The sequence below is a fragment of the Streptomyces sp. bgisy159 genome, from assembly GCF_965341775.1.
Taxonomy (GTDB): Bacteria; Actinomycetota; Actinomycetes; order Streptomycetales; family Streptomycetaceae; genus Streptomyces.
Genome location: NZ_CBDQZH010000009.1, coordinates 123,532 through 148,549 on the forward strand (window position 1 = coordinate 123,532; position 25,018 = coordinate 148,549).

14 protein-coding genes and 1 pseudogene are annotated in these 25,018 nt (G+C 70.5%); 9 read left to right on the plus strand and 6 right to left on the minus strand.

Annotated features, from left to right (window positions below):
• Positions 1–21 precede the first annotated feature (21 nt).
• On the plus strand, positions 22–858 hold the full coding sequence (locus ACSLTV_RS12035) for a MurR/RpiR family transcriptional regulator (RefSeq protein WP_432135461.1): 837 nt from the start codon (positions 22–24) through the stop codon (positions 856–858).
• Positions 859–985: 127 nt separating this feature from the next.
• Positions 986–1,570: a hypothetical protein gene (locus ACSLTV_RS12040; protein WP_432135460.1), complete on the plus strand. Its 585-nt coding sequence runs from the start codon at positions 986–988 to the stop codon at positions 1,568–1,570.
• 164 nt (positions 1,571–1,734) lie between these two features.
• Here the strand turns inward: ACSLTV_RS12040 and ACSLTV_RS12045 are convergent, their stop codons facing one another.
• The 5 genes and pseudogenes from ACSLTV_RS12045 to ACSLTV_RS12065 all read right to left on the minus strand — a co-directional run bounded on the left by ACSLTV_RS12045 (position 1,735) and on the right by ACSLTV_RS12065 (position 6,236).
• Entirely contained in the window at positions 1,735–2,109 is a 375-nt protein-coding gene (locus ACSLTV_RS12045; RefSeq protein WP_432135459.1) for a hypothetical protein, read from the minus strand.
• Between the two features lie 13 nt (positions 2,110–2,122).
• A complete protein-coding gene (locus tag ACSLTV_RS12050; RefSeq protein ID WP_432135458.1) occupies positions 2,123–2,629 on the minus strand; it encodes a roadblock/LC7 domain-containing protein in 507 nt (168 codons plus the stop codon).
• A gap of 991 nt (positions 2,630–3,620) precedes the next feature.
• A pseudogene (locus tag ACSLTV_RS12055) lies at positions 3,621–4,097 on the minus strand (transcriptional regulator); the annotation flags it as partial.
• The gene (locus ACSLTV_RS12060) at positions 4,094–4,486 is read right to left on the minus strand and encodes a hypothetical protein (protein WP_432135457.1); all 393 of its coding nucleotides are present in this window, start codon (positions 4,484–4,486) and stop codon (positions 4,094–4,096) included. The pseudogene ACSLTV_RS12055 and the gene ACSLTV_RS12060, both read right to left, overlap by 4 nt.
• A 184-nt stretch (positions 4,487–4,670) precedes the next feature.
• Positions 4,671–6,236: a diaminopimelate decarboxylase gene (locus ACSLTV_RS12065; protein WP_435612090.1), complete on the minus strand. Its 1,566-nt coding sequence runs from the start codon at positions 6,234–6,236 to the stop codon at positions 4,671–4,673.
• Between the two features lie 152 nt (positions 6,237–6,388).
• Here ACSLTV_RS12065 and hutU point away from each other — a divergent pair, with 152 nt between their 5' ends.
• The 4 genes from hutU to hutI all read left to right on the plus strand — a co-directional run bounded on the left by hutU (position 6,389) and on the right by hutI (position 11,896).
• Positions 6,389–8,053, plus strand: coding sequence for a urocanate hydratase (gene hutU / locus ACSLTV_RS12070; protein WP_435612091.1), 1,665 nt, complete (start codon positions 6,389–6,391; stop codon positions 8,051–8,053).
• Complete coding sequence (locus tag ACSLTV_RS12075) at positions 8,050–9,273, plus strand: allantoate amidohydrolase (RefSeq protein ID WP_432157756.1); 1,224 nt, start codon at positions 8,050–8,052, stop codon at positions 9,271–9,273. The genes hutU and ACSLTV_RS12075 overlap by 4 nt, the downstream gene beginning before the upstream one ends.
• Positions 9,270–10,604, plus strand: a complete 1,335-nt coding sequence (locus tag ACSLTV_RS12080) for a formimidoylglutamate deiminase (protein WP_432135453.1) — start codon at positions 9,270–9,272, stop codon at positions 10,602–10,604. The genes ACSLTV_RS12075 and ACSLTV_RS12080 overlap by 4 nt, the downstream gene beginning before the upstream one ends.
• Before the next feature lie 77 nt (positions 10,605–10,681).
• Positions 10,682–11,896 carry an imidazolonepropionase gene (gene hutI, locus ACSLTV_RS12085; protein ID WP_432135452.1) on the plus strand — a complete coding sequence of 405 codons (1,215 nt, stop codon included), beginning with the start codon at positions 10,682–10,684 and terminating at the stop codon, positions 11,894–11,896.
• On the opposite strand, the gene ACSLTV_RS12090 is transcribed toward hutI, so the two are convergent.
• Positions 11,836–12,840: a DMT family transporter gene (locus ACSLTV_RS12090; protein ID WP_435612092.1), complete on the minus strand. Its 1,005-nt coding sequence runs from the start codon at positions 12,838–12,840 to the stop codon at positions 11,836–11,838. The genes hutI and ACSLTV_RS12090 overlap by 61 nt on opposite strands.
• 218 nt (positions 12,841–13,058) lie before the next feature.
• Between ACSLTV_RS12090 and ACSLTV_RS12095 the strand changes: the two genes are divergently transcribed.
• The 3 genes from ACSLTV_RS12095 (at position 13,059) to ACSLTV_RS12105 (ending at position 24,998) form a co-directional block, all read left to right on the plus strand.
• Entirely contained in the window at positions 13,059–13,610 is a 552-nt protein-coding gene (locus tag ACSLTV_RS12095; RefSeq protein WP_435612093.1) for a hypothetical protein, read from the plus strand.
• 602 nt (positions 13,611–14,212) lie between these two features.
• Entirely contained in the window at positions 14,213–17,824 is a 3,612-nt protein-coding gene (locus ACSLTV_RS12100) for a LamG-like jellyroll fold domain-containing protein (RefSeq protein WP_435612094.1), read from the plus strand.
• 118 nt (positions 17,825–17,942) lie between these two features.
• Positions 17,943–24,998 carry a polymorphic toxin-type HINT domain-containing protein gene (locus ACSLTV_RS12105; RefSeq protein WP_435612095.1) on the plus strand — a complete coding sequence of 2,352 codons (7,056 nt, stop codon included), beginning with the start codon at positions 17,943–17,945 and terminating at the stop codon, positions 24,996–24,998.
• Positions 24,999–25,018 lie beyond the last annotated feature (20 nt).

Here is a 25,018-nt window from a genome sequence, read left to right on the forward strand (position 1 = left end):
TAGGTGGAGGGGGAGCAGGTCATGACCGACAGCCCGGCCGCACGGCTGCAGACGCTCTTCGAGGGGCACCGGCTGACGCCGACGCAGCGACGGATCGCGCACAGCATGGTCCGGCGCGCCGCCGACGTGCCCTTCCTCTCCAGCGTCGAGCTGGCCGAACTGGCCGGCGTCAGCCAGCCCTCCGTCACCCGCTTCGCCGTCGCCCTCGGCTTCGACGGCTACCCGGCGCTGCGCCGCCACCTGCGCGAGGTCGCACCCGCCGAGCAGACCGCCGACAGCGGCTCGTACAACGAGTACCAGCAGGCCGTCGAGGCCGAGATCGAGAACCTGCGCCACCTCGCCGACGCCCTCGCCGACCCGGCCCCCGTGCGCAGGGCGGGCCGGGCCCTCGCCGCGTCCCGCCCGCTGCCGGTGCTGGGCCTGCGGGCCGCCGCCGCACAGGCGTACGGCTTCGCCTATTTCGCCGCCAAGGTCCACCCGGACGTGCGGCTGCTGGACGAGGGCGGTTCCATGGTCCAGGACCGGGTCGACGCGGCCGTCCGGGCCGGCGCCACCGCCCTGCTGTGCTTCGCGCTGCCCCGGCATCCGCGTGAGGTGCTGGACACCCTGGCGTACGCGCGGGAGGCCGGGCTGACCGTGGTGAGTGTCGCCGACTCCGCCTTCGCGCCCATCGCCAAGGTGTCCGACCTGCTGCTGCCGGCCGCCGTCGGCACCGGGCTCGCCTTCGACACCGCCTGCGCCCCGATGCTGCTGGGCCGGGTGCTGCTGGAGGCGATGTGCGACGACCTGCCGGACGCGCAGGCCCGGCTGGAGGAGTTCGACGCGAGGGCCGCCGCGCGGGGTCTGTTCGTGGAGTGACCCCGGCCCGTGGCGCGGGCTCTCATGACCGTCTCAGGTTCGCTCGCTACTCTCCGGTCCGGATGTGCTCATGGCGGGCGCGCTCGCGACGGGCGCGCCCGGAGCCGGGACGACGAGGAGGCGGAACGTGGCACGCGGAGGTCAGGGACTGGCTCGGGTGGCCGTCGTCGTACGTGCCGGGGCGGCCCCCCTGTGGTGGTGCGGGGTGTTCGCGGCGGGCGTCGGCGTACTGGTGCCCGGAATCACCGGGCGGCGGATCGGGGTAATGGCCGGGGCGGCGCTGTTCGTCCTGGCGACGGCCGTGGTGGCCGTGCGGGGCCGCCGCCGCTACCGGGCGCTCGCCGCGGGCGCCGCCCGCGCGGGCAAGTACGACGTGCTGCAGGACCGCGCGGTGACCGTACGGAGCTGGCGGCGCGGCCACCGCTGGTGGCTGCTGCTCGCCTTCGCCGCGGCCCTCGGCTCCTCCTTCGCGGTGCCGGCCGCCGGCGGGCTGCTGCTCGCGGGTTGCGCGGCCGGGCTGTGGCTGAAGGCGGCCTGGCTGGGGCGTCGGGAGCAGGAGGCCGAGGCGCTGCTGTGGGTGCGCGTCGACTGGCTGGACCGGCGCGGCGGGCGCCCTGCGGGCAAGGCCGTCAAGGGCTTCCGGGGCACCGGCGTCGCGGCGGGCGACGCGGCCCCCGGCGGGGCCCGCCGCCGCACCGCGGCGCCGGTCTGACGGCCCGCGGCGTCCGTCTGACGGCGGGTGAGGCCGGTCTGACGGCGGGTGAGGCCGGTCTGACGGCGGCGGTCTGACGGCGGGTGACGCCGGTCTGACCGCGGGTGAGGCGGTCGGCCCGGTGGGTCCGGGCCCCGCACTCGCCGGGCCCGGACCGGCCGGGCTCAGACCTCCAGGGTCTCCTCGATCCTTCGGAGCTGGTGGCGGGCCATCGCCAGGTTGGCCCGTTTGGCGTCCAGCACCAGATACAGGAAGAGCCCGTTGCCGCTGCGGCCGCCGACCAGGCGGATCAGGTGGTACTGGTCGCTCAGGGTGATCAGGATGTCCTGGATCTCGGCCTTGAGCCCCAGGTGCTCCATGGTGCGCATCTTGGCGCGGATGACGTCGGTGTTGCCGGCGGCGGCGACGTTCAGGTCGAAGTCCTTGCTGCCGCCCATCGTGCCCAGCGCCATACCGCTGGTGTAGTCGACGAGCGCGACTCCGGTGGCGCCCTCGATGGACGCGAGCGCTTCCTTGAGGGCGATCTCGGTGTTGGCCATGACAGGTTTCCTCTCAGCTTTCCCTGGTGGTACGGGAGTGGTCGGTGGTGTTGGCGGCGGTGGTGGTGGCGGTGGTGGTGCGGGTGACGGCCCTGGCCCGCACGGGCCTCGGGGCCGTGACGGGGCCGGGCAGGTGGTGGGCGGGCTCGGGGGCCGCGTCCACCAGCTCCCCGACGCGCGCGCCGGTCCGGCGGCCCTCCAGATGGAGCCGGCCGACGTTGACGCGGTCCTGCGCGAGCAGTGTCAGCACGGCCTGGTCGCCCGCCGCGTAGCTGGCGACGTAGCCGTACTGGCCGCGCAGCAGCAGTTCGCGCAGGGCGCCCTGGCCGGTGGCGTCGGTGGTGCGCACGGCGACGCCGAGCGCGGCGGCGGTCAGCGCCGCGAGGCCCTCCGGTTCGACGCCCGGTGTGTCGTGGGCGAGGACGAGGCCGTCCACACTGGCCACGAGCGCACCGGTCAACTGGGGCACACGGGCGCGCAGCCGCCGCAGTTCGTCGAGCAGCGCGGGCTCGTCGGCCATGACTTCTCTCCTCTCGGCGTGCGGTCGTTGCCGCTCAAAGGGCCTCCAGCGCATCCCTGAGCCTCTTCAGCAGGGTGATGTCGGGGTCGTTGACGGGGGGCAGGCCGCCCGGCCAGGCGCCGGGCAGGGGTGGTCCGGGCGGTCCCGGCGGTCGGTGCGGTCGGTGGGGTGGGGGTGGGACGACGGGTGGGGGCTTGGGGGAAACCAGGCCGGCGGCGGCCAGCCGGCGGACGTCCGCCAGCGTGGGACAGGCGCGTCGGCCCAGTGCGCGGGCGATGTCCGAGGCGGTGCGCTCCCCGTCCACCAGCGCGAGCACGGCACCGTGCCGGGCGGTGGCCGCGGAGACGGCGGCCGCCCCGGTGCGCAGCAGCGGCGCGGTGTCGGCGAGCTGCTGCGGCCAGAGCCGGTCCAGCAGCGCCCGACGGCGCAGGGTCGCCCGCTGCAGCGCGGCCACGGCGATCGAACCCAGGACGTGCGGGTGGGCTCCGCCCGCACGCCCCCAGCCGGAGGCCTGGTCGCCGGAAGCCCGGTCACCGGAGGTCCGGTAGCCGGAAGCCCGGTCGCCCGGGGCATGGGCGACGGAGGACCGGCCGCCGCTGCCCCGGCCGTGGAAAGCCCAGGTGCCGGACGCCCTGTCGCCCGACGGCATACCGCCTGAGGACGGGTCGTCGGCCGGCCGACCGTCCGAGGGCAGGCCGTACGACGAGGGGTCGTCCGACGTCAGACCACCCGGCAACAGTTCTCCCGGCGACAGTTCTCCCGAGGTCAGGTGGGCGGAGTGCGGGTCGCCCGACGGCAGGTCGGCCGAGGGGCCGGTGCCCCATGCCAGGTCGGCCGGTCGCAGGCCGCCCGAGGACGCCTCGCCCCAGGCGAGGGCGGTCGCGGGCAAGCCGTCTGTGGCGAGCCCCCCCGCCGACGAGCCGCCGGGACACCTGCCCGACTGCACCGCGTCCGGCAGCGGGTCCGAGAACCGGTCCGGCAGTGGGTCCGGCAGCGGGTCAGGGGACAGTAGCCCCGGCACCAGTGCCGTGCCGTAGCGGAAGCGTCCGGGCGCGCTGCTCGGGGCGAGCGCGAAGTACGCCGCGTCGCAGAGCGCCCCCAGATGGCACACCTCCAGCGCCCCGCGCGCCACCCGGCCGGAGTCGAGCAGCCGCAGCGCCGCCCCGTACTCCCCGCCGGGGCCCTCCGCCAGCGTCCGCAGCCACGTGTCGGCGTCGATCGTGCCGTGGGCGAGCAGGAGGTCGCCCAGGCCGGGGGCGAGCGGGCTCTCGGCGTGCACCACCCTGCCTTCGGCCAGGTGCAGCGTGCCGTGCTCCCGCTCCAGCACTCCGGTGGCCCGCTCGGCGGCCAGCCGGGTCAGCATCGGCGACAGCGAGACGCCGCCGCCGGCCGCGCGCTCACGGGCCGCCGACCCGTCACGGACCGGCAGTGGGGGCGGGGGCGGCGGGGCCGCCTTGGTCGCGGTCACTCCAGCACCAGCCGTCCGGCCATCTCGCCGAGCCGGATCCTGGCCAGGGCCAGGTTGCCCTCGGCCCGGCCCAGGAACAGATGGAGGAACACGCTGCTGTCGAACGACGTCTGCACGAAGCGCAGCAGGTGGTAGCTGTCCCGGTTGCTGACGATCAGGTCCTCCAGCGGCGGGTCGGGCGCGTCGCCGCCGTCGTCCGGCGCGAACGCCCGCTGCTCGGCGGTCAGCCGGGCGATCTCGGCGGCCTCCGCGGCGGCCGCCTCGTGGTCGCCGCCGGGGAACTCCCCGACCGCTCCCAGGGCCAGTCCGCTGGTCCAGTCGACCAGCGCGACCCCCCTTGCTCCGGGCAGCCGCATGGCCTCCAGTAGGCACTCGTCGATTCCGGGCACCGTGGCTCCCCTCCCGCCTTCGGTTCGGCTGAGTGAGGGGGACGTTACGCACTGTGTGGACGAGGAGTGAGTCTTCTGGCATTTTCCTGTGGAACGTGCCCGCAGCCGCTATGGTGACCCAACTCAAGTCCCTCGAACGGCTGTTGTGCACAGGGCTGTTCAACACCCCGGACCCCGGCGTGCGTCAACCGCGCCCGGGTTCCCGCAGCGAGGTGAGCGCGTCCGCGTGCGCCCCTCCGGCCTCGGCGACGATCTCGTCGACCGTCTGGCCCGCGCGCACCGGCGCGAAGGCGACCCCGCCCCGCCCGTCCGGCGCGAATCCGTGCACCGGCGGCCGGGCCAGCGAGTTGTACGCGTAGTGGTGGGCGAAGTAGTACGCGCCCGTGTCCAGGGCCGCCACGTGGTCCCCCGGCTCCAGCAGGGGCAGCTCCCGGCCCTCCGCCAGCAGGTCACCCGCGAAACACGCCGGTCCCGCCACGTCCTGCACCACCGCCGGCCCCGGCTTCGGGCGGCCCTGCGCGTCGTACGCGGCGATCCGCAGGGGCCACGCCCCCGGCGCGTACACCGTCCGGGTGGCCACCTGCACGCCCGCGTGCGTCACCGCGACGGGCCGGCCGCCGGCCGTCTTGGTGTACTCCACCCGCGCCACCACCACGCCCTGCTCGGCCAGCAGCGACCGCCCGAACTCGGTGACCAGCCCGTACCGCCCGTCCACCAGCCCCGGCACCGCTTCGGCGAGCAGCCGCGCGTAGCGGGCGTACGTGGGCGTCGTCGCCTCCGACGCGAAGTTCACCGGCAGCCCGCCGCCGATGTCGACGGTGTCGATCTGCCGGCGTCCGAGCCGCTCGTTGATCTCCTCGGCCAGCTCGTACACCGCCGCCACGCCCCGCACCATCAGCTGCAGCGGCACCCCCTGCGACCCCGTGTGCGCGTGCAGCCGGGTCAGCCACGGCCGCTCGGCGTACGCCCGCACCACCCACTCCCGCGCCCCCTCGTCGCGCAGCGCCACCCCGAACTTCGAGGTCGCCGTCGCCGTCGACAGCGCCCCGATGGAGCCGGCCCCGACCTGCGGGTTCACCCGCAGGCCCACCGGTGACGCGCTGGGCGCGGCGGCCCTCAGCGCGTCGATGCGCCCCAGTTCCTGCGGGTTGTCCGCGTTCACGGCGATCCCCAGCGCCAGGGCCTCGCGCAGTTCGGCCGGGGTCTTCGCGGGGGAGTCCAGGACGGTGGCCGACGGGGGGATCCCGGCCGCCCGCGCCAGCGCCAGCTCCCCCGGGCTCGCCACCTCCGCGCCCAGCCCCTCCTCGCCCAGCAGCCGTACCACCGGCACCAGCGGCGTCGCCTTCACGGCGAACGCGTGCAGCACGGGCGTGCCGGCCGGCACCACCGCCGCGAACGCCGATCGCAGCGCCGCCGCGACCGCGCGAACGCCGGTGACGTCCAGCAATCCGACGATGGGGGAGCCGGGCCCCAGCAGCCCCTGCGCCACGGCGGCCCGCACGGCCGCGTCCCGCCGCAGCGCGCGCTCCCGCCCGGGGGCCTCGTCGAGGTCGTCGCGACCGTCGCGGCCGTCGGCGCGGTCGTCGCCGCTGCGGCCGGCGCCGCTCCGGCCGTCGTGGTCGCCGTCATGGTGGCTGTCGTCGTCGCCGCGCAGGAAGTCCACTCGCGCCCCCGTGCCGTCGCCCTCGGCCTCGTCGGCCCCTCCGTCGCCCGCTCCAGGATTGCCCGTCGGTCTCTCGGTCGCGCCCATGGATCCAGCCAAACACCCCCATCGCGCGCGTGTCGGCAGCCACCCCTATTGACTAGTTCTATTCAGAACAGCAGGATGTGAATATCCACAGCAACACGCAGACCCGGCCCGGAGCCGACCGCCCGGACCCGCTCTCGTCCACAGGAGGCACCATGTCAGGACCCCGGCCCGTCCGAGCTCCGCGCGGCACCCAGCCGAGCGCCCTGGGATGGCAGCAGGAGGCCGCCCTGCGGATGCTGCAGAACAACCTCGACCCCGAGGTCGCCGAACACCCCGACAAGCTCGTCGTCTACGGCGGCACCGGCAAGGCCGCCCGCGACTGGCGCTCCTTCGACGCCATGGTCCGCACCCTGGAGACGCTCAAGCAGGACGAGACCATGCTGGTCCAGTCCGGCCGCCCGGTCGGCGTCATGCAGACCCACGAGTGGGCCCCGCGCGTCCTCATCGCCAACTCCAACCTCGTCGGCGACTGGGCCAACTGGGAGGAGTTCCGCCGCCTGGAGCAGCTCGGCCTGACCATGTACGGCCAGATGACCGCCGGCTCCTGGATCTACATCGGCACCCAGGGCATCCTCCAGGGCACCTACGAGACCTTCGCCGCCGTCGCCGCCAAGAAGTTCGGCGGCACCCTCGCCGGGACCATCACCCTCACCGCCGGCCTCGGCGGCATGGGCGGCGCCCAGCCGCTCGCCGTGACGATGAACGACGGCGTGGCGATCTGCGTCGACTGCGACCCGCGCGCCATCGACCGCCGCATCGAGCACCGCTACCTCGACGTGAAGGCCGACTCCCTCGACCACGCCCTCCAGCTCGCCGTCGAGGCCCGCGACGCCCTCCGCCCGCTGTCCATCGGCGTCCTCGGCAACGCCGCCGAACTGGTCCCGCAGCTCCTCGCCATGGGCGCCCCCATCGACATCGTCACCGACCAGACCTCGGCCCACGACCCGCTGGCCTACCTGCCCGTCGGCACCGCCTTCGAGGACATGGCCGACGCCGCCGCCAAGGACCCGGCCGGCTTCACCACCCGCGCCCGCGAGTCCATGGCCCGGCACGTCGAGGCCATGGTCGGCTTCCAGGACGCCGGCGCCGAGGTCTTCGACTACGGCAACTCCATCCGCGGCGAGGCCCGGCTCGCCGGCTACGACCGCGCGTTCGCCTTCCCCGGCTTCGTGCCCGCGTACATCCGGCCGCTGTTCTGCGAGGGCAAGGGCCCCTTCCGCTGGGCGGCCCTGTCCGGCGACCCGGCCGACATCGCCCGCACCGACAAGGCGATCCTCGACCTGTTCCCCGAGAACGAGTCGTTGGCTCGCTGGATCAAGCTGGCCGGCGAGAAGGTCCACTTCCAGGGCCTGCCCGCACGCATCTGCTGGCTCGGCTACGGCGAGCGCGACAAGGCCGGCGAACGCTTCAACGACATGGTCGCGAGCGGCGAGCTGTCCGCACCGATCGTCATCGGCCGCGACCACCTCGACTGCGGCTCCGTCGCCTCCCCCTACCGCGAGACCGAGGCCATGCTCGACGGCTCCGACGCCATCGCCGACTGGCCGCTGCTCAACGCCATGGTCAACGTGGCCTCCGGTGCCTCCTGGGTGTCCATCCACCACGGCGGCGGCGTCGGCATGGGCCGCTCCCTCCACGCCGGCCAGGTCACCGTCGCCGACGGCACCCCGCTCGCCGGCGAGAAGATCCGCCGCGTCCTCACCAACGACCCGGGGATGGGCGTCATCCGGCACGTCGACGCCGGCTACGGCATCGCCGAGTCGGTCGCCACCGAGCGCGGCGTCCGGGTCCCGATGCGCGAGGGTGACCCGCGTTGAGCTTCCACAGCATGTGGGCGGAGCTGCTGCCGATCGGCCGCAGCTCCGCCTCCGGCGGCTACCGCCGGTTCGCCTGGACCGCCGCCGACGCCGACTGCCGGGCCTGGTTCCGGGACCAGGCGACGAGCCGCGGCCTGACCTACGAGGTCGACCGCAACGGCAACCAGTGGGCCTGGCTCGGCGACCCCACCGCCGGCGACGCCGTCGTCACGGGCTCCCACCTCGACTCCGTCCCCGACGGCGGCGCCTTCGACGGCCCCCTCGGCGTGGTGTCCTCCTTCGCCGCGCTCGACGAACTCCGCAGCCGGGGGGCGCGGCCGGTCAAGCCGGTCGCCGTCGTCAACTTCGGCGACGAGGAGGGCGCCCGCTTCGGCCTCGCCTGCGTCGGCTCCCGGCTCACCGCCGGACAGCTCACCGTCGAGCAGGCCCACCGGCTCACCGACGGCGACGGCACCACCCTCCCGCAGGCCATGGAAGCCGCCGGGTACGACCCCGAGACCATCGGACCCGACCCCGAACGCCTCGCCCGCATCGGCGCCTTCGTCGAGCTCCACGTCGAACAGGGCCGCGCCCTCGACCTCACCGGGGACGCCGTCGGCGTCGCCAGCTCCATCTGGCCGCACGGCCGCTGGCGCTTCGACTTCCGCGGCGAGGCCAACCACGCCGGCACCACCCGGCTGGCGGACCGCCGCGACCCGATGCTGTCCTACGCCGAGACCGTCCTCGCCGCCCGCCGCGAGGCCGAACACGCCGACGCCGTCGCCACCTTCGGCAAGATCTCCGTCGAACCGAACGGCGTCAACGCCATCCCCTCCCTGGTACGCGGCTGGCTGGACAGCCGGGCCGCCGACCAGGAGCGCCTCGACACCGTGGTGCACGGCATCGAGAAGGCCGCCCGCGCCCACGCCGAGGCCCACGGCATCGGCCTGGACGTCGTCCGGGAGTCCTTCACCCCGGTCGTCGAGTTCGACCACGCCCTGCGCGACGAACTCGCCCGCATCCTCGGCAGGGACAAGGCGCCGGACCTCGCCGTCCCCGTTCTCGGCACCGGTGCCGGACACGACGCCGGGATCCTGTCCGGCACCGTCCCGACCGCCATGCTGTTCGTACGCAACCCCACCGGCGTCTCGCACTCCCCGGCCGAGTCCGCGGCCGAGGACGACTGCGTGGCCGGAGTGCTCGCCCTCGCCGACGTACTGGAAGGACTGGCCTGCAGGTGACGCAGACGTACTGGCTGGAACACGCCTGGCTCGGCGACCGCGTCGAGCCGGGCGTGGCGCTCGACGTCCACGACGGCCGCATCACCGCCGTCCGCACGGACGCGGACACCCCGCCGCCCGGCGCCGAGGTGCTGCGCGGGCTGACCCTCCCGGGCCTCGCCAACGCCCACTCGCACGCCTTCCACCGGGCCCTGCGCGGCACCGTCCAGGTCGGCAGCGGCACCTTCTGGACCTGGCGCGAGGTGATGTACTCCGTCGCCGACCGGCTCACCCCCGACACCTACCACGCCCTCGCCCGCGCGGTGTACGCCGAGATGGCCCTGGCCGGCATCACCGCCGTCGGCGAGTTCCACTACCTCCACCACGCCCCCGGCGGCACCCCGTACGCCGACCCCAACGCGATGGGCGAGGCCCTGATCGCGGCCGCCGCCGAGGCCGGCATCCGGATCACCCTCCTCGACACCGCCTACCTCTCCGCCGGCTTCGGACAACCGCCCAGCACCCACCAGCTCCGCTTCTCCGACCGGACCGCCGAGAACTGGGCCACACGCTGTTCACTTCTCAAGGAACGGGATCACGCACGGATCGGAGCGGCGATCCACTCGGTGCGGGCCGTGCCCGCCGACCAGTTGGCGACCGTGGCCCGGTGGGCGCAGGAGCGGCGGTCCCCGCTGCACGTGCACCTGTCCGAGCAGACCGCCGAGAACGAGGCCTGCCGGGAGATCCACGGATGCACCCCCACCCAGCTCCTCGCCCTGCACGGGGTCCTCGGCCCGCGCACCACCGGCGTCCACAACACCCACCTCACCGCCGAGGACATCTCCCTCATCGGCTCCAGCGCCACCGGCACCTGCATGTGCCCGACCACCGAGCGCGACCTCGCCGACGGCATCGGGCCCGCCGTGGCCCTGCAGAACGAGGGCTCCCCGCTGTGCCTCGGCTCCGACAGCCACGCCGTCATCGACCTGCTCGAAGAGGCCCGCGCGATGGAGCTGAACGAACGCCTGCGCAGCCGCACCCGCGGCCACTGGACGGCGGCGGCCCTGCTGCGGGCGGCCTCCGCCGACGGCCACACCGCCCTCGGCTGGGACGGCGCGGGCACGCTGGAGCCCGGCGCGCTCGCCGACTTCACGACGATCGCCCTCGACTCGGTCAGGACGGCAGGGCCGCCTGCGCGACTCGGCGCCGAGACGGCCGTATTCGCCGCGTCGGCAGCGGACGTGTCGCATACGGTCGTGGCAGGCCGGCACGTCGTCCGGGACGGGGCGCACACTCTCGTACCGGATGTGCCGCGCGCCCTCGCGGACGCCGTCGCAGCCCTGCGCGACTGACCCCGGCCCGTTGCCGCGCCCCCGCGCGGCCGGCCCCCGAACCCGCCCCCAACGCCGACCAGGCCAGCAAGGAAGCCATGAGCAGCGCGACGAACGTCAGCCCCGACCACTCCGCGAGCACCGCCACCACGCTCATCACCAACATCGCAGCCCTGGTCACCAACGACCCCTCCCTGGGTGACAGTTCCCCCCTCGGCCTGATCCAGGACGCGGCCGTCGTCATCGAAGGCGACCGTGTCGTGTGGACCGGTGAATCAAGCAAAGCACCCGCCACTGACAATCGGGTCGACGCCGGCGGCCGGGCGGTCCTCCCCGGCTTCGTCGACTCCCACTCCCACCTGGTCTTCGCGGGCGACCGGACACAGGAGTTCAACGCCCGGATGTCGGGACGCCCGTACAGCGCCGGCGGCATCCGTACGACGGTCGCCGCCACCCGCGCAGCCACGGACGGGGAACTGGAGGCCAACCTCACCCACCACCTCGCCGAGGCCCTCCGCCAGGGCACCACCACCTTCGAGACCAAGTCCGGCTACGGCCTGACGGTCGAGGACGAGGCCCGAGCCCTGCGCATCGCCGCCCGCCACACCGACGAGGTCACCTACCTCGGCGCCCACATCGTCTCCCCGGACCTCGCCGACGACCCCGCCGCGTACGTCGCCCTCGTCACCGGCGAGATGCTCGACGCCTGCGCCCCGCACGCCCGCTGGATCGACGTCTTCTGCGAGAAGGGCGCCTTCGACGGCGACCAGGCCCGGGCGATCCTCACTGCCGGCAAGGCCAGGGGACTGCACCCGCGCATCCACGCCAACCAGCTCTCCTACGGCCCCGGCGTCCAGCTCGCGGTCGAACTGGACGCGGCGAGCGCCGACCACTGCACCCACCTCACGGACGCCGACGTCGACGCCCTGGCCGCCGGGAACACGGTCGCGACCCTCCTCCCCGGCGCCGAGTTCTCCACCCGCGCCGAGTGGCCGGACGCCCGCCGCCTCCTGGACGCGGGCGTGACCGTGGCCCTGTCCACGGACTGCAACCCGGGCTCGTCCTTCACGTCCTCGGTGCCGTTCTGCATCGCCCTCGCCGTACGGGACATGCGCATGACCCCCGACGAGGCGGTCTGGTCGGCCACGGCGGGCGGCGCGGCGGCCCTGCGTCGCACCGACATCGGCCGCCTCACCCCGGGCGCCCGCGCCGACCTGCTCCTCCTCGACGCCCCGAGCCACGTCCACCTGGCCTACCGCCCGGGCGTCCCGCTGGTGTCCGGGGTGTGGCGGGCCGGCGTACGGGTCGCCTGACCGCCCTCCGCCCGCACCCCCGTCTCTCCGGCCCCGGCCGACCGCACCGCGCGGTCGGCCACCGTCCGCCCCCACCCCGTACCGGCCAGCACCAGCACCGCACCCACGTACCCGAGCCACCCGGGCCGGTCCCCGGCCAGCGCGACACCGAGGAGCGCCGCCCACACCGGCTCGGTGCCCAGCAGAAGACTGACCCGGGACGGCGAGGTCCGCCGCACCGCCCACATCTGCACGAAGAACGCGAACAGCGTGCAGAGCACCGACAGGTACAGCAGCCCGGCCCAGTCCCCGCCGTCGAACCCGCCGGCCGTCGCCCACGGCGACGCCCCGGTCCCCGGCACCACCGCCAGCGCCCCGAACACGACCACGGCGCCGGCCAGCTGAAGGGTCGTCAACGACATGGAGTCGGCGCCCCGCACCGACTCCATCCGCGCCATCGCCAGTACGTGCACGGTCCGGGCGAGCGCCGCCCCCAGCATCAGCAGATCGCCCCCGGACGGCGCGGTGAACCCGGCCCCCTGCGTCAGCAGTGCCACCCCCGCCACCGACACCCCGGCCGCCGCGAGGAACGCCCCCGGCAGCCGCGTCCCGCGCACCCGGCTCTCCGCGAGCGGCGTGAACACCATGGTCAGGCTGATGATCAGCCCCGCGTTGGTCGCCGACGTGTGCACCACCCCGTACGTCTCCAGCAGGAAGATCCCGGCCAGCACCACCCCGAGCACCGCACCCCCGCGCACCTGCGCGGCGCTCAACGCCCGCAGCCGCCCCCACCCCACGGCCACCAGCACCGGCACCACCACCGCGAACCGCAGCACCAGCACCCCCACCACCGTCCCCGCCGTCGTCACCCCCTTGGCGGCCAGATAACTCGACCCCCACACCACCGCCACCAGCAGCACGGGCAGATCGGCCCATCGGCCGACACGGACGGACCTGGCGGACATGGGGTCTCCTCGGCGATCGACGACGGGTTGGCACAGAGCCGGGTCAGGGTAGCCGCGCGACGCGTATGCGCTGAGTGTGTTCCAGCAGGTGAGCGCGGCCGGGCGAGGAGCCGCCGTCTGCCGGTGTTCAGGAGTGTTCTTCCTCTACGGCTGACACCACGCTCAAGATCAGTGAATCGACAAGGGATCGCCTCCGCGTGCTGGCGGAAGAACGCGGCATGAGCAGGCGTGCCTACGCCGAACGAGTCGTCGCCGCCCCCACCGGGGCCGAGCAGGCCGAAGACACGGCCAAGGCGATGGCCTACGTCCGTGCCCACCTGCGGGAGGAGTTCACCGACGACGACGTCCGCGAAGCGTGGGAGTGGCGGGCCGCGATCGACACCGGTCGACTGGGCCCGTACATGGTCACTCTCGATCACACGGCGGTCCTGGCCCTATGCCGCGGACACCGACTGGTCTCCGGCCTGGCCGTCGTGGAGGCCGAGATCCGGTCCAGCGCGCGCGTCCCCGCCCTGTGCCTCGTCGCCGCAGGCCTGGAGCACCCCGGCGTGGCCGCGTATGCCGGCGCCCTGCCCGGCCTGGAGTTCCTGCCGCTCGACTTCGCGGGTGCCGCCGCGGTCGAACAGTTGGCGGCGGCGTGGATGAAGTGGCCGTGCGTGCACGCGGTATGCGCCGCCGCGTCGGATGGCGTGGAGGGGCAGATCCTGACCGCGAGACCAGAGGCCGATGACGGCACGGGCGTGTGGGCCGTGGATATCGGTCAGCCCTGACCGTCGGTGCGGGCCGTCGGGGACCCCGCCTCCTCGATGTCCGCTGCGCACTGGTTCAAGTTGGCGCAGTTCAACAGCCCTCGCCCGAGGCGACCTCCCTCGGCGGGGGCTGCCCCGTGCCATGAAGGCGCGTACTTGGGCCTGCTGGGTCGCGTCGGGGCGCTGAGCTGGTGTTGGGACCGATCCGCTGCCTCATCGTTGGCTTGGAATCGACTACCCCGTATTGCTGTCAATCGCCCCACCGACAGTGGCCGCCTCCCCTCTGACCTGCCAGTGCGATCTGCAGCGTGCTGCCGAGAGCCTCCGGCCCAGGGTTGACTGCATCAGACGGCGCAATCACGTCGTCATCGAACCCTGACCGAATTTGATCGTTTGGATGCCGCCCCATTTGAACCTTTGGTGTCGACTTATAACCACTGCCTACCGTGAATCTCCCTTGACGCACCGTGAGGTTGCACCTTGAATGTGGCCACTTTTTGAAGATCTTGTGATTTCGGGGGCGGGTATCGGTGCAGGTGGGTACAAACGCGGCAGGTCGTCCTGGACGCCGGAGACCTAGAGGCGCCGCCGCTACGGCCGCTGCGTTCGCTGTTGTGCTGGGGATGTTGGTGCTGCCTGCTCAGCAGGCATCCGCGGCCGTTCCCACATCAGATCCCGCCCCCTTGTCCGAGGCTCAACAGGCGCTGGCGAAGGCCAAGGAGACCGGCCAGCGGGTTGAGGTACTGGGGGAGCGCTCTGAACGCTCGACGGTCTACGCCAACCCCGATGGTGACACCTTCACATTGGAAGAGTCGGCCGTCCCCGTGCGGGTGGGCACACCGGACGGCGGATGGCAGGCGCCGGACGCGACGCTGGAGAGACGCTCCGACGGTTCGGTGGGTCCGAAGGCGGCGGCCGTACGGATCGCCCTCTCGTCGGGCGGCGACAAGAGCCCGCTGGCAGTGATCGAGGATGAAGGCCGCTCGCTGGAGCTGCAGTGGCCCGGCGCACTTCCTGCACCGCAGTTGGACGGCCCGAACGCCCTGTACCCCGAGGTGCTCCCGGGCGTTGACCTGAAAGTGACGACGACGCCGGAGAGCCTCCAACAGGTCTTCGTGGTCAAGACGCCCGAGGCGGCAACGAACGACCAGTTGAAGAAGCTGACGTTCGGGATGAAGAGCGACGGCCTGAAGATACACAAGGGAGTGTCGGGCAACCTCACGGCCGTCGACGGGAACGGCGGTACGGTGTTCAGGGCGCCGCCCGCGCGGATGTGGGACTCGGCGGGTGCGGATGAGCCGACCGGGACGCAGACGCAGCTGGCGAGGCTCGAGACGTCGGGCGCGACCGCCGCCGAGCCGTCCGACCCGTCGGAGACGGCACCCTCGGGCTCGGGCCTGGAACCCGGCCAGGGCGACAAGGTTGCCCGAATGGACGTACAAGTCACCGAGGACTCGCTCTCGGTGGTTCCCGCCCCGGAGATGCTGACGCAGACCGAGGCATCGGCATTCCCTCTCTTCATCGACCCACCGGTGACCTGGGGTTCCTCGGAGCGCACTCTCCTGCGCAGCGACGGTTACGAGTCCTACGGCTGGAGCAACGGCGACGACGGTCAGGGTAAGGGTGCGGGCAAGTGCGGTACCTGGAACGGCTATTACTGCGGCCCCGGGTATGTGCAGAAGCTGTACTTCGAGTTCTCTCCGGCGAAGCTGGCCGGCAAGAAGGTGCTTGATGCCACGTTCCGGGTGACGGAGCCGTGGGCGTTCCAGTGCGCTCCGCGATGGGTGGATCTGGTCCGGACGAACAACATCTCTTCCTCCACGACGTGGTCGACGCGGCCCACCGAGCTTGACTGGATGGTGGACCGGTACGTCTCGGCCGGCCGGGGTTCGCTGTGCGACCCGGACGCGCCGGACGCGCCGATCGAGTTCCACGACAACCCGGAAGAGACGAACGAGAACCTCACTCCGACCGTGCAGGCCTTCGCGCAGGGGAAGTTCTCGCGGCTGACACTGGAAGTCCGTGCGCACGACGAGTCGGACACCTCGGCGTGGAAGCGGTTCAAGAACGACGCGGTACTGGCGGTGACCTTCGTCGGCCTGCCGGCCAAGCCGACTGGGCTGGGACTGGCCACCGGAACGGGCACCTCGTGCATGAAGGACGCCTCGAAGCCCGCGATTGTGTCCGACCCCGCACCCCTGTTGCGGGCGGTGGCCCAGACTCAGCCGGGTGGCGAGGCCAACGCCCAGCTGCGTGTCTATTTCGACCTGGACCACCAGAACCCCGACGGCACCTGGACGGACACGCCTGCGGGCAACGGTTCGTTGGCACCTACGCCCACTCCCGCCAAGGACGACCAGTTGGTCAGCCTGAAGTGGTCGAATCTCACCGACGGCAAGCTGTATCGCTATCACGCCTGGACATGGTCGTACTACAACAATGGATCCAGCTACCTCAGCAGTGAGGTGTCGGACGGGTTCTGTTACTTCCGGGTGGACTCACAGGCGCCCAAGCCACCACAGATCACGCTCAAGAGTCCGTACAGCGAGTGCGGTACCACCTGCGCGGCGCAGGGCGGTCCTGGAACCCCGGTGACGTTCACGTTGTCGCCGAACACGGCGGAGGACAGCACTGTGGTGTCCTACGAGTACACCCTTCTCACCGGCGACTGGTCCACCGGGCTTGTGTCCAGCGGCTCGACGGTCACGGTGCCCATTGACCGTTCGGGGACGTACATCCTGCGAGCGCGGGGCGTGGACAACATAGGCGCCGGACGCACGGGAACGTTCAACCAGATCCAATTCCTGGTCGCACCGGGGGCTGGTCCGGTGGGCCGCTGGCAGTTCGAGAAAATCGATCAGGAGACGGGCGCGGCCGTCGACTCCGCAGCCGGTGACGGAGTCCCGCAGTACAACGCGACCCTCGCGGGTGATGCGACGCCTGATGACCGAGGTCGCCGGGGAGAGCTTAAGCAGGACGGCTCAAGTCCGGAGAGCCCGATCGCGGACAAGGGCCTGTCCCTGAACGGCAGCAGCGCATACGCGTCGGCCGAGGGTCAGGTCGTTGACACACGGGCCTCGTACACGGTGTCCGCGTGGGCCATGATCAATCCTGGTGCCACCGGGAACCGCACGGTGCTTGGACAGGACGGCGACTTCTACAGCGGTTTCTACCTCTCCTACCAGAGCGCGCTGGGGACCTGGTCGTTGCGTACGTCGCCAAGGGACGACAGCAGTGGCAATATCGTCGACCAGACTGTGGTGGCCAAGCAGCCGGCGACACCCGGCGTGTGGACACATCTGGCAGCCGTGTACGACGCTCCGGCCAAGCAGATCCGGCTGTACGTGAACGGCAAGCTGCAGGGCAGTGACTCGGTAGAGCCTTCCTGGCAGGCGGCCGGGCCGCTGCAGATCGGACGCGTAGTGTGGCACGGCAGCTACGTCGACTACTTCCCGGGCTCGATCGACGAGGTTGCGGCCTGGCAGCGGGCCCTGAGCGAAGCTGAGATCGCCGACGAGGCCCGGCTCGCGATCAGTGACGGTTTCAACAGCGTGGAACTGGTCGCGGACTGGCAAGCAAGCCAGAGCATCGGTGGCACCATCCAGGACACGGCCGGCTACGGCAGGTCGCTGACCCTGACCGGCGGGGCCTCGCTGGACGGTGAGACGATCCTGCTGGACGGCGCGGGTGAGGCCGCCACTGCGGCAGGGCCGATCGTGGACGACACCGGGTCCTTCACGGTCACCACGCTGGCTTCCGTGAATGCGGACACGCTGGCCGGCAAGGGCGTCGGCTACACGGGACAAGTGCTGGGCCAGAAGGCCGCGGACGGTTCCGCGTGGAACATATGGTTCGAACTGACCGACTTGGTGAGCGAGTTCGATGACGCTGTCGGCGATGAGCGTCTGGTCCCGTACGGCAAGTGGCATTTCGGGCGGTTGAACGCCGACGGGACGTCCTCGTCGGTGGTGTCGGCTCGAACGCCGCTGCCGAACGGAATGACCCGGCTGACCGGTGTGTTCGACGCCCAGGCAGCCACCATCAGCCTCTATCTCGGGATCAACCGAAACCAAGATGCCCAGGCATACACGGCGAAGGTCGGATCGGGTGACTTCATCGTCGGCAAGGGCTTTGACAGCGGCACCCGGCAGTACTACGGACGCATCGCTGAGGTGCGTGTATGGGCTGGCGCCATGGCCAGTGCGAACCAGGTCGCAGAGACCGCAGGCGACTGACGAGCAGGTGGTGACGTCAGCCCGAGCGGGTTGACCTCACCTTGAGGCGCGGTGCACGCGGTGCCGCGCGAGCGACTTGCCGAAACTTCTTGAAACGGGACTGGGTGGGACGAGAGCAATGGTCTTTGGCATAGGCACCTCAAAGGTGCGCGGTAGACGCCATCGGCGGCGCACGGGTCGGCTGCTGGTGCAGTCATTGGCCTTGGCCCTCGTCGTTCCGGTAGGCGTGGCCCAGGCGGCCGAGGCTGCCGGAGGGCCCAGTGCTCTCGGTCGGCCCGAAGTGCCCGAGTCCCGTGTGAGCAAGGTCAAGGAGTTCGACGGGCCGGGCGCGAAGAAGGCCCGCGAACAGGTGGCACGGGAGCAGAAGGCCAACGCGGAGCAGGCCCGACGCGCCGAGTCGGAGCGGAAGGCCGTCTGGCCGAAGCCGGGGGCAGCGGCCGTCAACCTGGCCGGCGGAAAGGCGGGCAGGGCAGCCCTGGCGGGTGTCCCTGTCACGATGGCTCCTGCCAAGGCCGGCACAGCCGCTGCGGGCGGCTCCGCACGGGTGACCGTCCTGGACCAGAAGGCTGCCGACAAGGCCGGTATCACTGGGGTGCTGCTCACCGCTGAGGCAGCCACGCCAGGTGCTGCCGAAGTGAGTGTCGACTACAGCAGTTTCGCCTCGGCCATCGGCGGTGGCTGGTCTCAGCGGCTGCACCTGGTGCGACTGCCCGCCTGTGTACTCACGACACCGCAGAAGCCTGAATGCCGTAAACAGACGCCCCTGAACTCGCAGAACGACATCGAACGCCAGTCGGTCTCCGCACAGGTCAGCCTCGCCGAGTCTGCGTCCGGCGCGTCGCCCCAGCTCCTGCGGGCCGCCGACAGCGGCTCCTCGACCGCCACAGTCCTGGCCGTCACCGCCACGTCCTCCGGCTCGGGGGAGTCTCCCAAGGGGGCGGGGGACTTCTCGGCCACACCGCTGTCGGAGTCCTCGGCGTGGCAGTCGGGTGGCAGCTCGGGCTCCTTCACCTGGTCGTACGGTTTCACGATGCCGCCCGCAGCGGCGGGTCCCGCGCCGTCGCTGTCGCTGTCGTACGACTCCGGCAGCGTGGACGGCCGTACCGCGACGACCAACAACCAGGGCACGACGGTCGGTGAGGGCTTCGCGCTCACCGAGTCCTACATCGAGCGCGCCTACGGCTCCTGCGACGACGACGGCCACACTGACGTCTTCGACCAGTGCTGGAAGTACGACAACGCGCGTCTGGTGCTGAACGGCAAATCCACCCGGCTGGTCAAGGACAAGAACAGCGGCGCGTGGCGCCTGGAGGACGACGACGCCTCCAAGGTCACCCGGTCCACAGGCGCGGACAACGAGGACGACAACGGCGAGTACTGGACCGTCACCACAGGAGACGGTACCAAGTACGTGTTCGGCAAGAACAAACTGGACGGCGCGGACACGCAGCGCACCAACTCGGTGTGGACAGTCCCCGTGTTCGGCGATGACTCGGGCGAGCCGGGCTATTCCGCAGGCAGCACGTTCGCCGACCGGGCGCTGACGCAAGCTTGGCGCTGGAATCTCGACTATGTCGAGGACACCCGGGGCAACGCGGCCACGTACTGGTACACGAAGAAGACCAACTACTACAAGAAGAACAAGGCGACGACCGCCAACGCCGCTTACACCCGGGGTGGTTTCCTCAACCGCGTCGAGTACGGTCTGCGGGCCGGCGTCCTGTTCACCGACAAGGCGGACGCGAAGGTCACCTTCCGCTACGCCGATCGCTGCACAGCCTCGGACTGCTCCGGCGGCCCGACCAAGGAGACCGCCGAGGACTGGCCTGACGTTCCCTACGACGCCATCTGCGCCAGCGGCGACACCGAGTGCTACGCGGCCGGTCCGTCGTTCTTCATCCTCAAGCGTCTGACCGGCATCGACACCTTCTCGTACAAAGCCACCACGGCCACCTACGACCCGGTGGACTCCTGGGAACTGACCCAGGAGTACCTCGACGGTGGGGACATCGGCGACAGCAGCGACCAGGTGCTCACGCTGAAGTCGCTGAAGCGGACCGGCAAGGCCGGTGACACGGCGATCGGGCTCAACCCCATCTCGTTCACCTACCAGCTTCGCCCCAACCGGGTGGACGCGACGGACGACATCCTGCCGCTGACCCGGCCTCGCATCTCGACGGTGACGTCTGAGACGGGAGCCATCACACGAGTGACGCTGTCGGGTGAGGAGTGCGTGCGCAGCGAGGTCCTGGACGCGGCCCCGGACACCAACACGCGTTCGTGCTACCCGCAGTTCTGGAACATCAACGGTGCCGAGAACGCCTCGATCGACTGGTTCCACAAGTACCGGGTGTTGTCTGTAGGCGTCTTCGATCCGGCGGCGAACAACGAGGCGGTGCAGCACGCCTACGAGTACAGCGGTGCGGCGTGGCACTACAACGACGACCCGTTCGCCCCGGCTGACGAGCGCACGTGGTCGGACTGGCGGGGCTACCGCCAGGTCACCGCTTGGACGGGTGCAACCGGCAGGACACGTTCCAAGACGGTTTCCCTGTACATGCAGGGCATGCACGGCGACAAGAAGACGGACGGGACCACGAAGTCGGTCTCCGTCGCCCCGCTGTCCGTACCGGGGCTGACCGTGGCCTCGATCACCGACAGTGCCCCCTACGCGGGACAGCTGCGCGAGCAGGTCACGTACAACGGCACCACCGCCCTCGCGGCGACGGCGAACGACCCGTGGTCGCAGGAGACGGCTCGCCAGAGCCCACCCGGTGCCGGTGATCACGTGGCCCGCTACGTCCGCACCCAGAAGACATATGGCTACACCTATCTGACGGCATCGAACACATGGCGTTCGCGGCAGTCAGCCACGACCTTCGACGCCTACGGCATGCCCACCACGGTCGAGGACCTGGGGGATGCCGACAAGAACGGCGATGAGACCTGTACCCGGACGTGGTACGCCCGCAACACCGACGTCGGCCTGATCAGCTTGGTCTCCCGAATCCGCACCGTCGCACGCACCTGCGCGACCGCAGACGCTTCATTGAACCTGCCGGCGACATACGCAACGCGCGGCGACGTGCTCGCGGACAGCGCCACCGTCTATGACACCCCAGGCGCCAGCAGCTGGTCCGCCACCCAGAAGCCGACGAAGGGCCAGCCCACCTGGACCGGCCGCGCCACCGGCTACGCCGCCACCGCGGACTTGGGCGGAGAACGCCTGCCCACGGGCTGGCAGACCACGGCCACCACCACCTACGACACCCTTGGCCGCCCGGTGAGCGTCACGAACGCCGACGGCGGCACCAGCACCACGGCCTACGTGCCGGCCGACGCGGGACCATTGACGAGAACGACCGTCACCGCACCTCCCGTCGGATCCGCCACCACAGGGCACCGGACCATCACCTACCTGGACCCGCGTCGCAGCCTGGCCCTGCGCACCTACGACCCGAACAACAACAAGACCGAGACGACCTATGACGCGCTCGGACGCATCACTGCCGTGTGGCAGGCCAACCGCGTCCGTGGCGGTGGCGACGCGGCCAGCGTGACCTTCGACTACCACCTCGGCAGCCCCGAGCCGTCCTGGGTGTCGACATCGACGCTGAAGAGGGACGGCAAGACCTACAACACGAGCTACACCCTCTATGACGCGCTGCTGCGCCCGCTGCAGACCCAGTCGCCGACTCCGGAGGGTGGTCGGCTCCTGACGGACACCCGCTACGACACGCGCGGCCTGGCGTACCAGACGTACGCGGACATCTTCGACACAACGAGCACCCCCAACGGAACCTACGCGCGGGCCGAGTACGGCGGCGCTCCCAAGCAGTCGGAGACGGTGTTCGACGGCGCTGGACGCGCGACGCAAAGCACCCTGTACGTCTACGGCGTGAAGAAGTGGTCGACCACCACGAGCTATACGGGCGACTCCGTCGCCACGACCGCCCTGGAGGGCGGATCGGCCCAGCGCACGATCACGGACGTACGCGGCCGGACGACGGAGACGCGCGCCTACGCGAGCACGACGCCCGCCGATGCCGCCTACGGCACAGGCCCCGGGGCCTCGTACACGTCGACGAAGTTCAAATACACCCCGGACGGTAAGCCGAAGACGATCAACGGCCCCGACGGGGCCACCTGGTCCTACGTCTACGACCTGTTCGGTCGCCAGACCAGCATGTCGGATCCGGACAAGGGCAACACGACCCTCCAGTACGACGTCCTGGACCGTGTCACAAAGACCACAGACGCGCGCGGCGCTTCCGTCCTCAGCGCGTACGACGAGCTGAGCCGTGTCACCGGCACATGGTCCGGTTCGATGACGGACGCCAACCAGCTCACCGGTTACACGTACGACACGGTCTTCAAAGGTCTGCCGACGTCCTCCACCCGCTACGTGGGAGGTAGGACGGGCGATGCCTACACGCAGACCGTCACCGCCTACGACAAACTCAACCGCCCCACCGCCTCGAAGCTCGAACTGCCCGGCAGCGAAGCGTTCGTGAAGGCAGGCGCACCGTCGGCGCTGACATACACCTCGTACTACAACCTCGACGGCACGCTGCAGTACAGCAGCGAGCCCGCGATGGGCGGCCTGAGTTCGGAGATCATCAGCTTCGCCTACGACGGTCTGGGCGACCTGACCGCTATCACAGGCTCGACCGGCTACCTCAGAGCCGTGGCCTACTCGGCCCTCGCCCAGCCTCTCCAGCTCACGCTGGGCACCGGTGGCTCCGAGAACAAGAACTTCTACGTCACCAACCGCTATGAGGAGGGCACGGATCGCCTCACCCGCAGCAATGTCACGGACCAGACCCACCCGTACATGCTGCAGGACCTGAACTACACCTATGACCAGACCGGCAACGTCACCGCGATCAGCGACCCGACGACGCTCGGCGGCGGCAGTTCACCGGACACCCAGTGCTTCGCCTACGACGGCCACCAGCGTCTGACCGAGGCCTGGACGCCCACTTCCCAGGGTTGCGCCGACACCCGCAGCGCTTCCGCCCTTTCGGGCCCGGCCCCGTACTGGAACAGCTACACGTACAACACCGCCGGCCAGCGCACCAGCGAAACGGTTCACAAGAGCGACGGCGACACGAAGACAACGTACTGCTACACCAAGCCCGCCCAGCCGCACACCCTGACCGGCACCACGACGGGCACGGACTGCACCACCCCGCAGCGCAGCTACTCCTACGACGCCATCGGCAACACCATCAAGCGCCCTGGCCCCGCCGCCGGCCAGGACCTGCTCTGGTCCGACGAGGGTCAGCTGAGCAAGGTCACGGAGAACGGGAAGTCCACCGACTACGTCTACGACGCCACCGGCGCCCTGCTGATCCGCGCCACCGAGAACGGCGAACGCATCCTGTACGCGGGCGCCACCGAACTCCACCTCCGCGCCGACGGCACCACCTGGGCTCAGCGCTACTACGCGGCCGGCGGCGTCACGGCAGCAGTCCGCTCCAACGAATCAGGCACCGAAAAGCTCACTTACCTGTCCGGTGACCACCACGGCACCTCCAGCCTGGCGCTCACCCCGGACACCAACCAGACCTTCACCAAGCGCTACACCACCCCCTTCGGCGCCGACCGTGGCAAGCCCCTCTACGGCCCCTGGCCCGATGACAAGGGCTTCCTCGGCAAGACCCGCGATACCACGACTGGCCTGACTCACATCGGCGCCCGCGAGTACGACCCCACTATCGGCCAGTTCATCAGCGTCGACCCTGTCCTGGACGCCACCAACGCCCAGACCCTGAACGGCTACAGCTACGCGGCGAATAGCCCTGTCACTTACTCCGACCCCGATGGCCGGAAGATCTTCCCGGGCGATAGTGGCGGCTGGATCGACAGCAGTGGTGGCGACGCCCCTGCCGCCACGACTGTCGGAACCCAGATCGGGGGCAGCACCGGAAGCGGCGGAGGTACAGCTGATGAGAGTACCGGCGATACCGGCGACGACGGCGGCAATGATTGCAGTTGGCACACATGGTGTGGCGTAGGTGAGGCACTGCAGGACACCAAGGAATGGGCATCTGATCATAGAGAATTGGTTCAGTTCGGAACCGAATTCGTTGTAGGTACGGTCTGTTATAGCGTCGCCGGAGGCACAGGGGCGCTGTCGGGTGGTGCGGGGTTCGCTGTAGCGGCTGGATGCAGTGGAGTTGCTGGGGCAGCTAGCAGTGCAGTAGGTAACTACCTGGACGACGAAGCTGATCACAGCGCTTCAGGTCAACTCGCAGACCAGGGCGAGGGGGCCGCCTGGGGCGCCGCTTGGGGCGGCAGCTTCTACGCACTCATGGAAGCAAAAATCGTAGGAAACCTGGCCTCAACGATCCTCGGCGGGTGCCGGCACAGTTTCCTTCCGGGGACCGATGTCCTCCTTGCAGACGGAACGCAAAAGGCTATCGAAGACGTCGAAGTCGGTGATGTGGTCGTCACCACGGACACGGAGACAGGTGAGACCACTGAAAGGCGCGTAGCTGAGACGATCACTACTGAAGATGACAAGGACTTCACCGAGATTGTCCTGTCCGTGGGCGGCGACTATTCCAGCATCGTGGCAACTGATACCCACCCCTTCTGGGTTCCCGACCTGAAGGAATGGGTAGAGGCAGGGGACCTCCAAGTTGGCCAGATGCTCCGCACCAGCACTGGGACCCATGTCCAGATCACTGCAGTCAGCCACTACACCAAGCGCCAGCGCACGCATGATCTCACCATCGAGGACATCCATGCGTACTATGTGCTGGCTGGACAGACTCCAATACTCGTTCACAATTGCAACGTTGCGTTGGGTCAGAAGGCTGAAGGCACCTACGAGTGGGCCGAAAAGCAGGGCTACAAGCACTTCGGGAAAGTGGAAGGCTGGCAAGGGCCGGTGGAGGCAGCGATCAGGGATACCAAAAATACTCTTCACGTGAACATGAAGGGAGTTGGGTCTTTCGCTGACGCTGCGAGGGACGGGCTTACCGCAGGGCACCCGTATGCCACAGATATCGAGATGGGTATGATTGCAAGGTCTGTGGTTCATGGCGGACGTTCGTGGGACAGTATCAAGTTCTATCGGCCAGGTAAGGGCGGTTCTCTCGTTGAATTCCCAGTGCCGGAACCTGACTGGGGTTCGTTCGGTAGAATTCGTCCCTACATAGATTGAGTTTGTGGACGGGGTAGTGT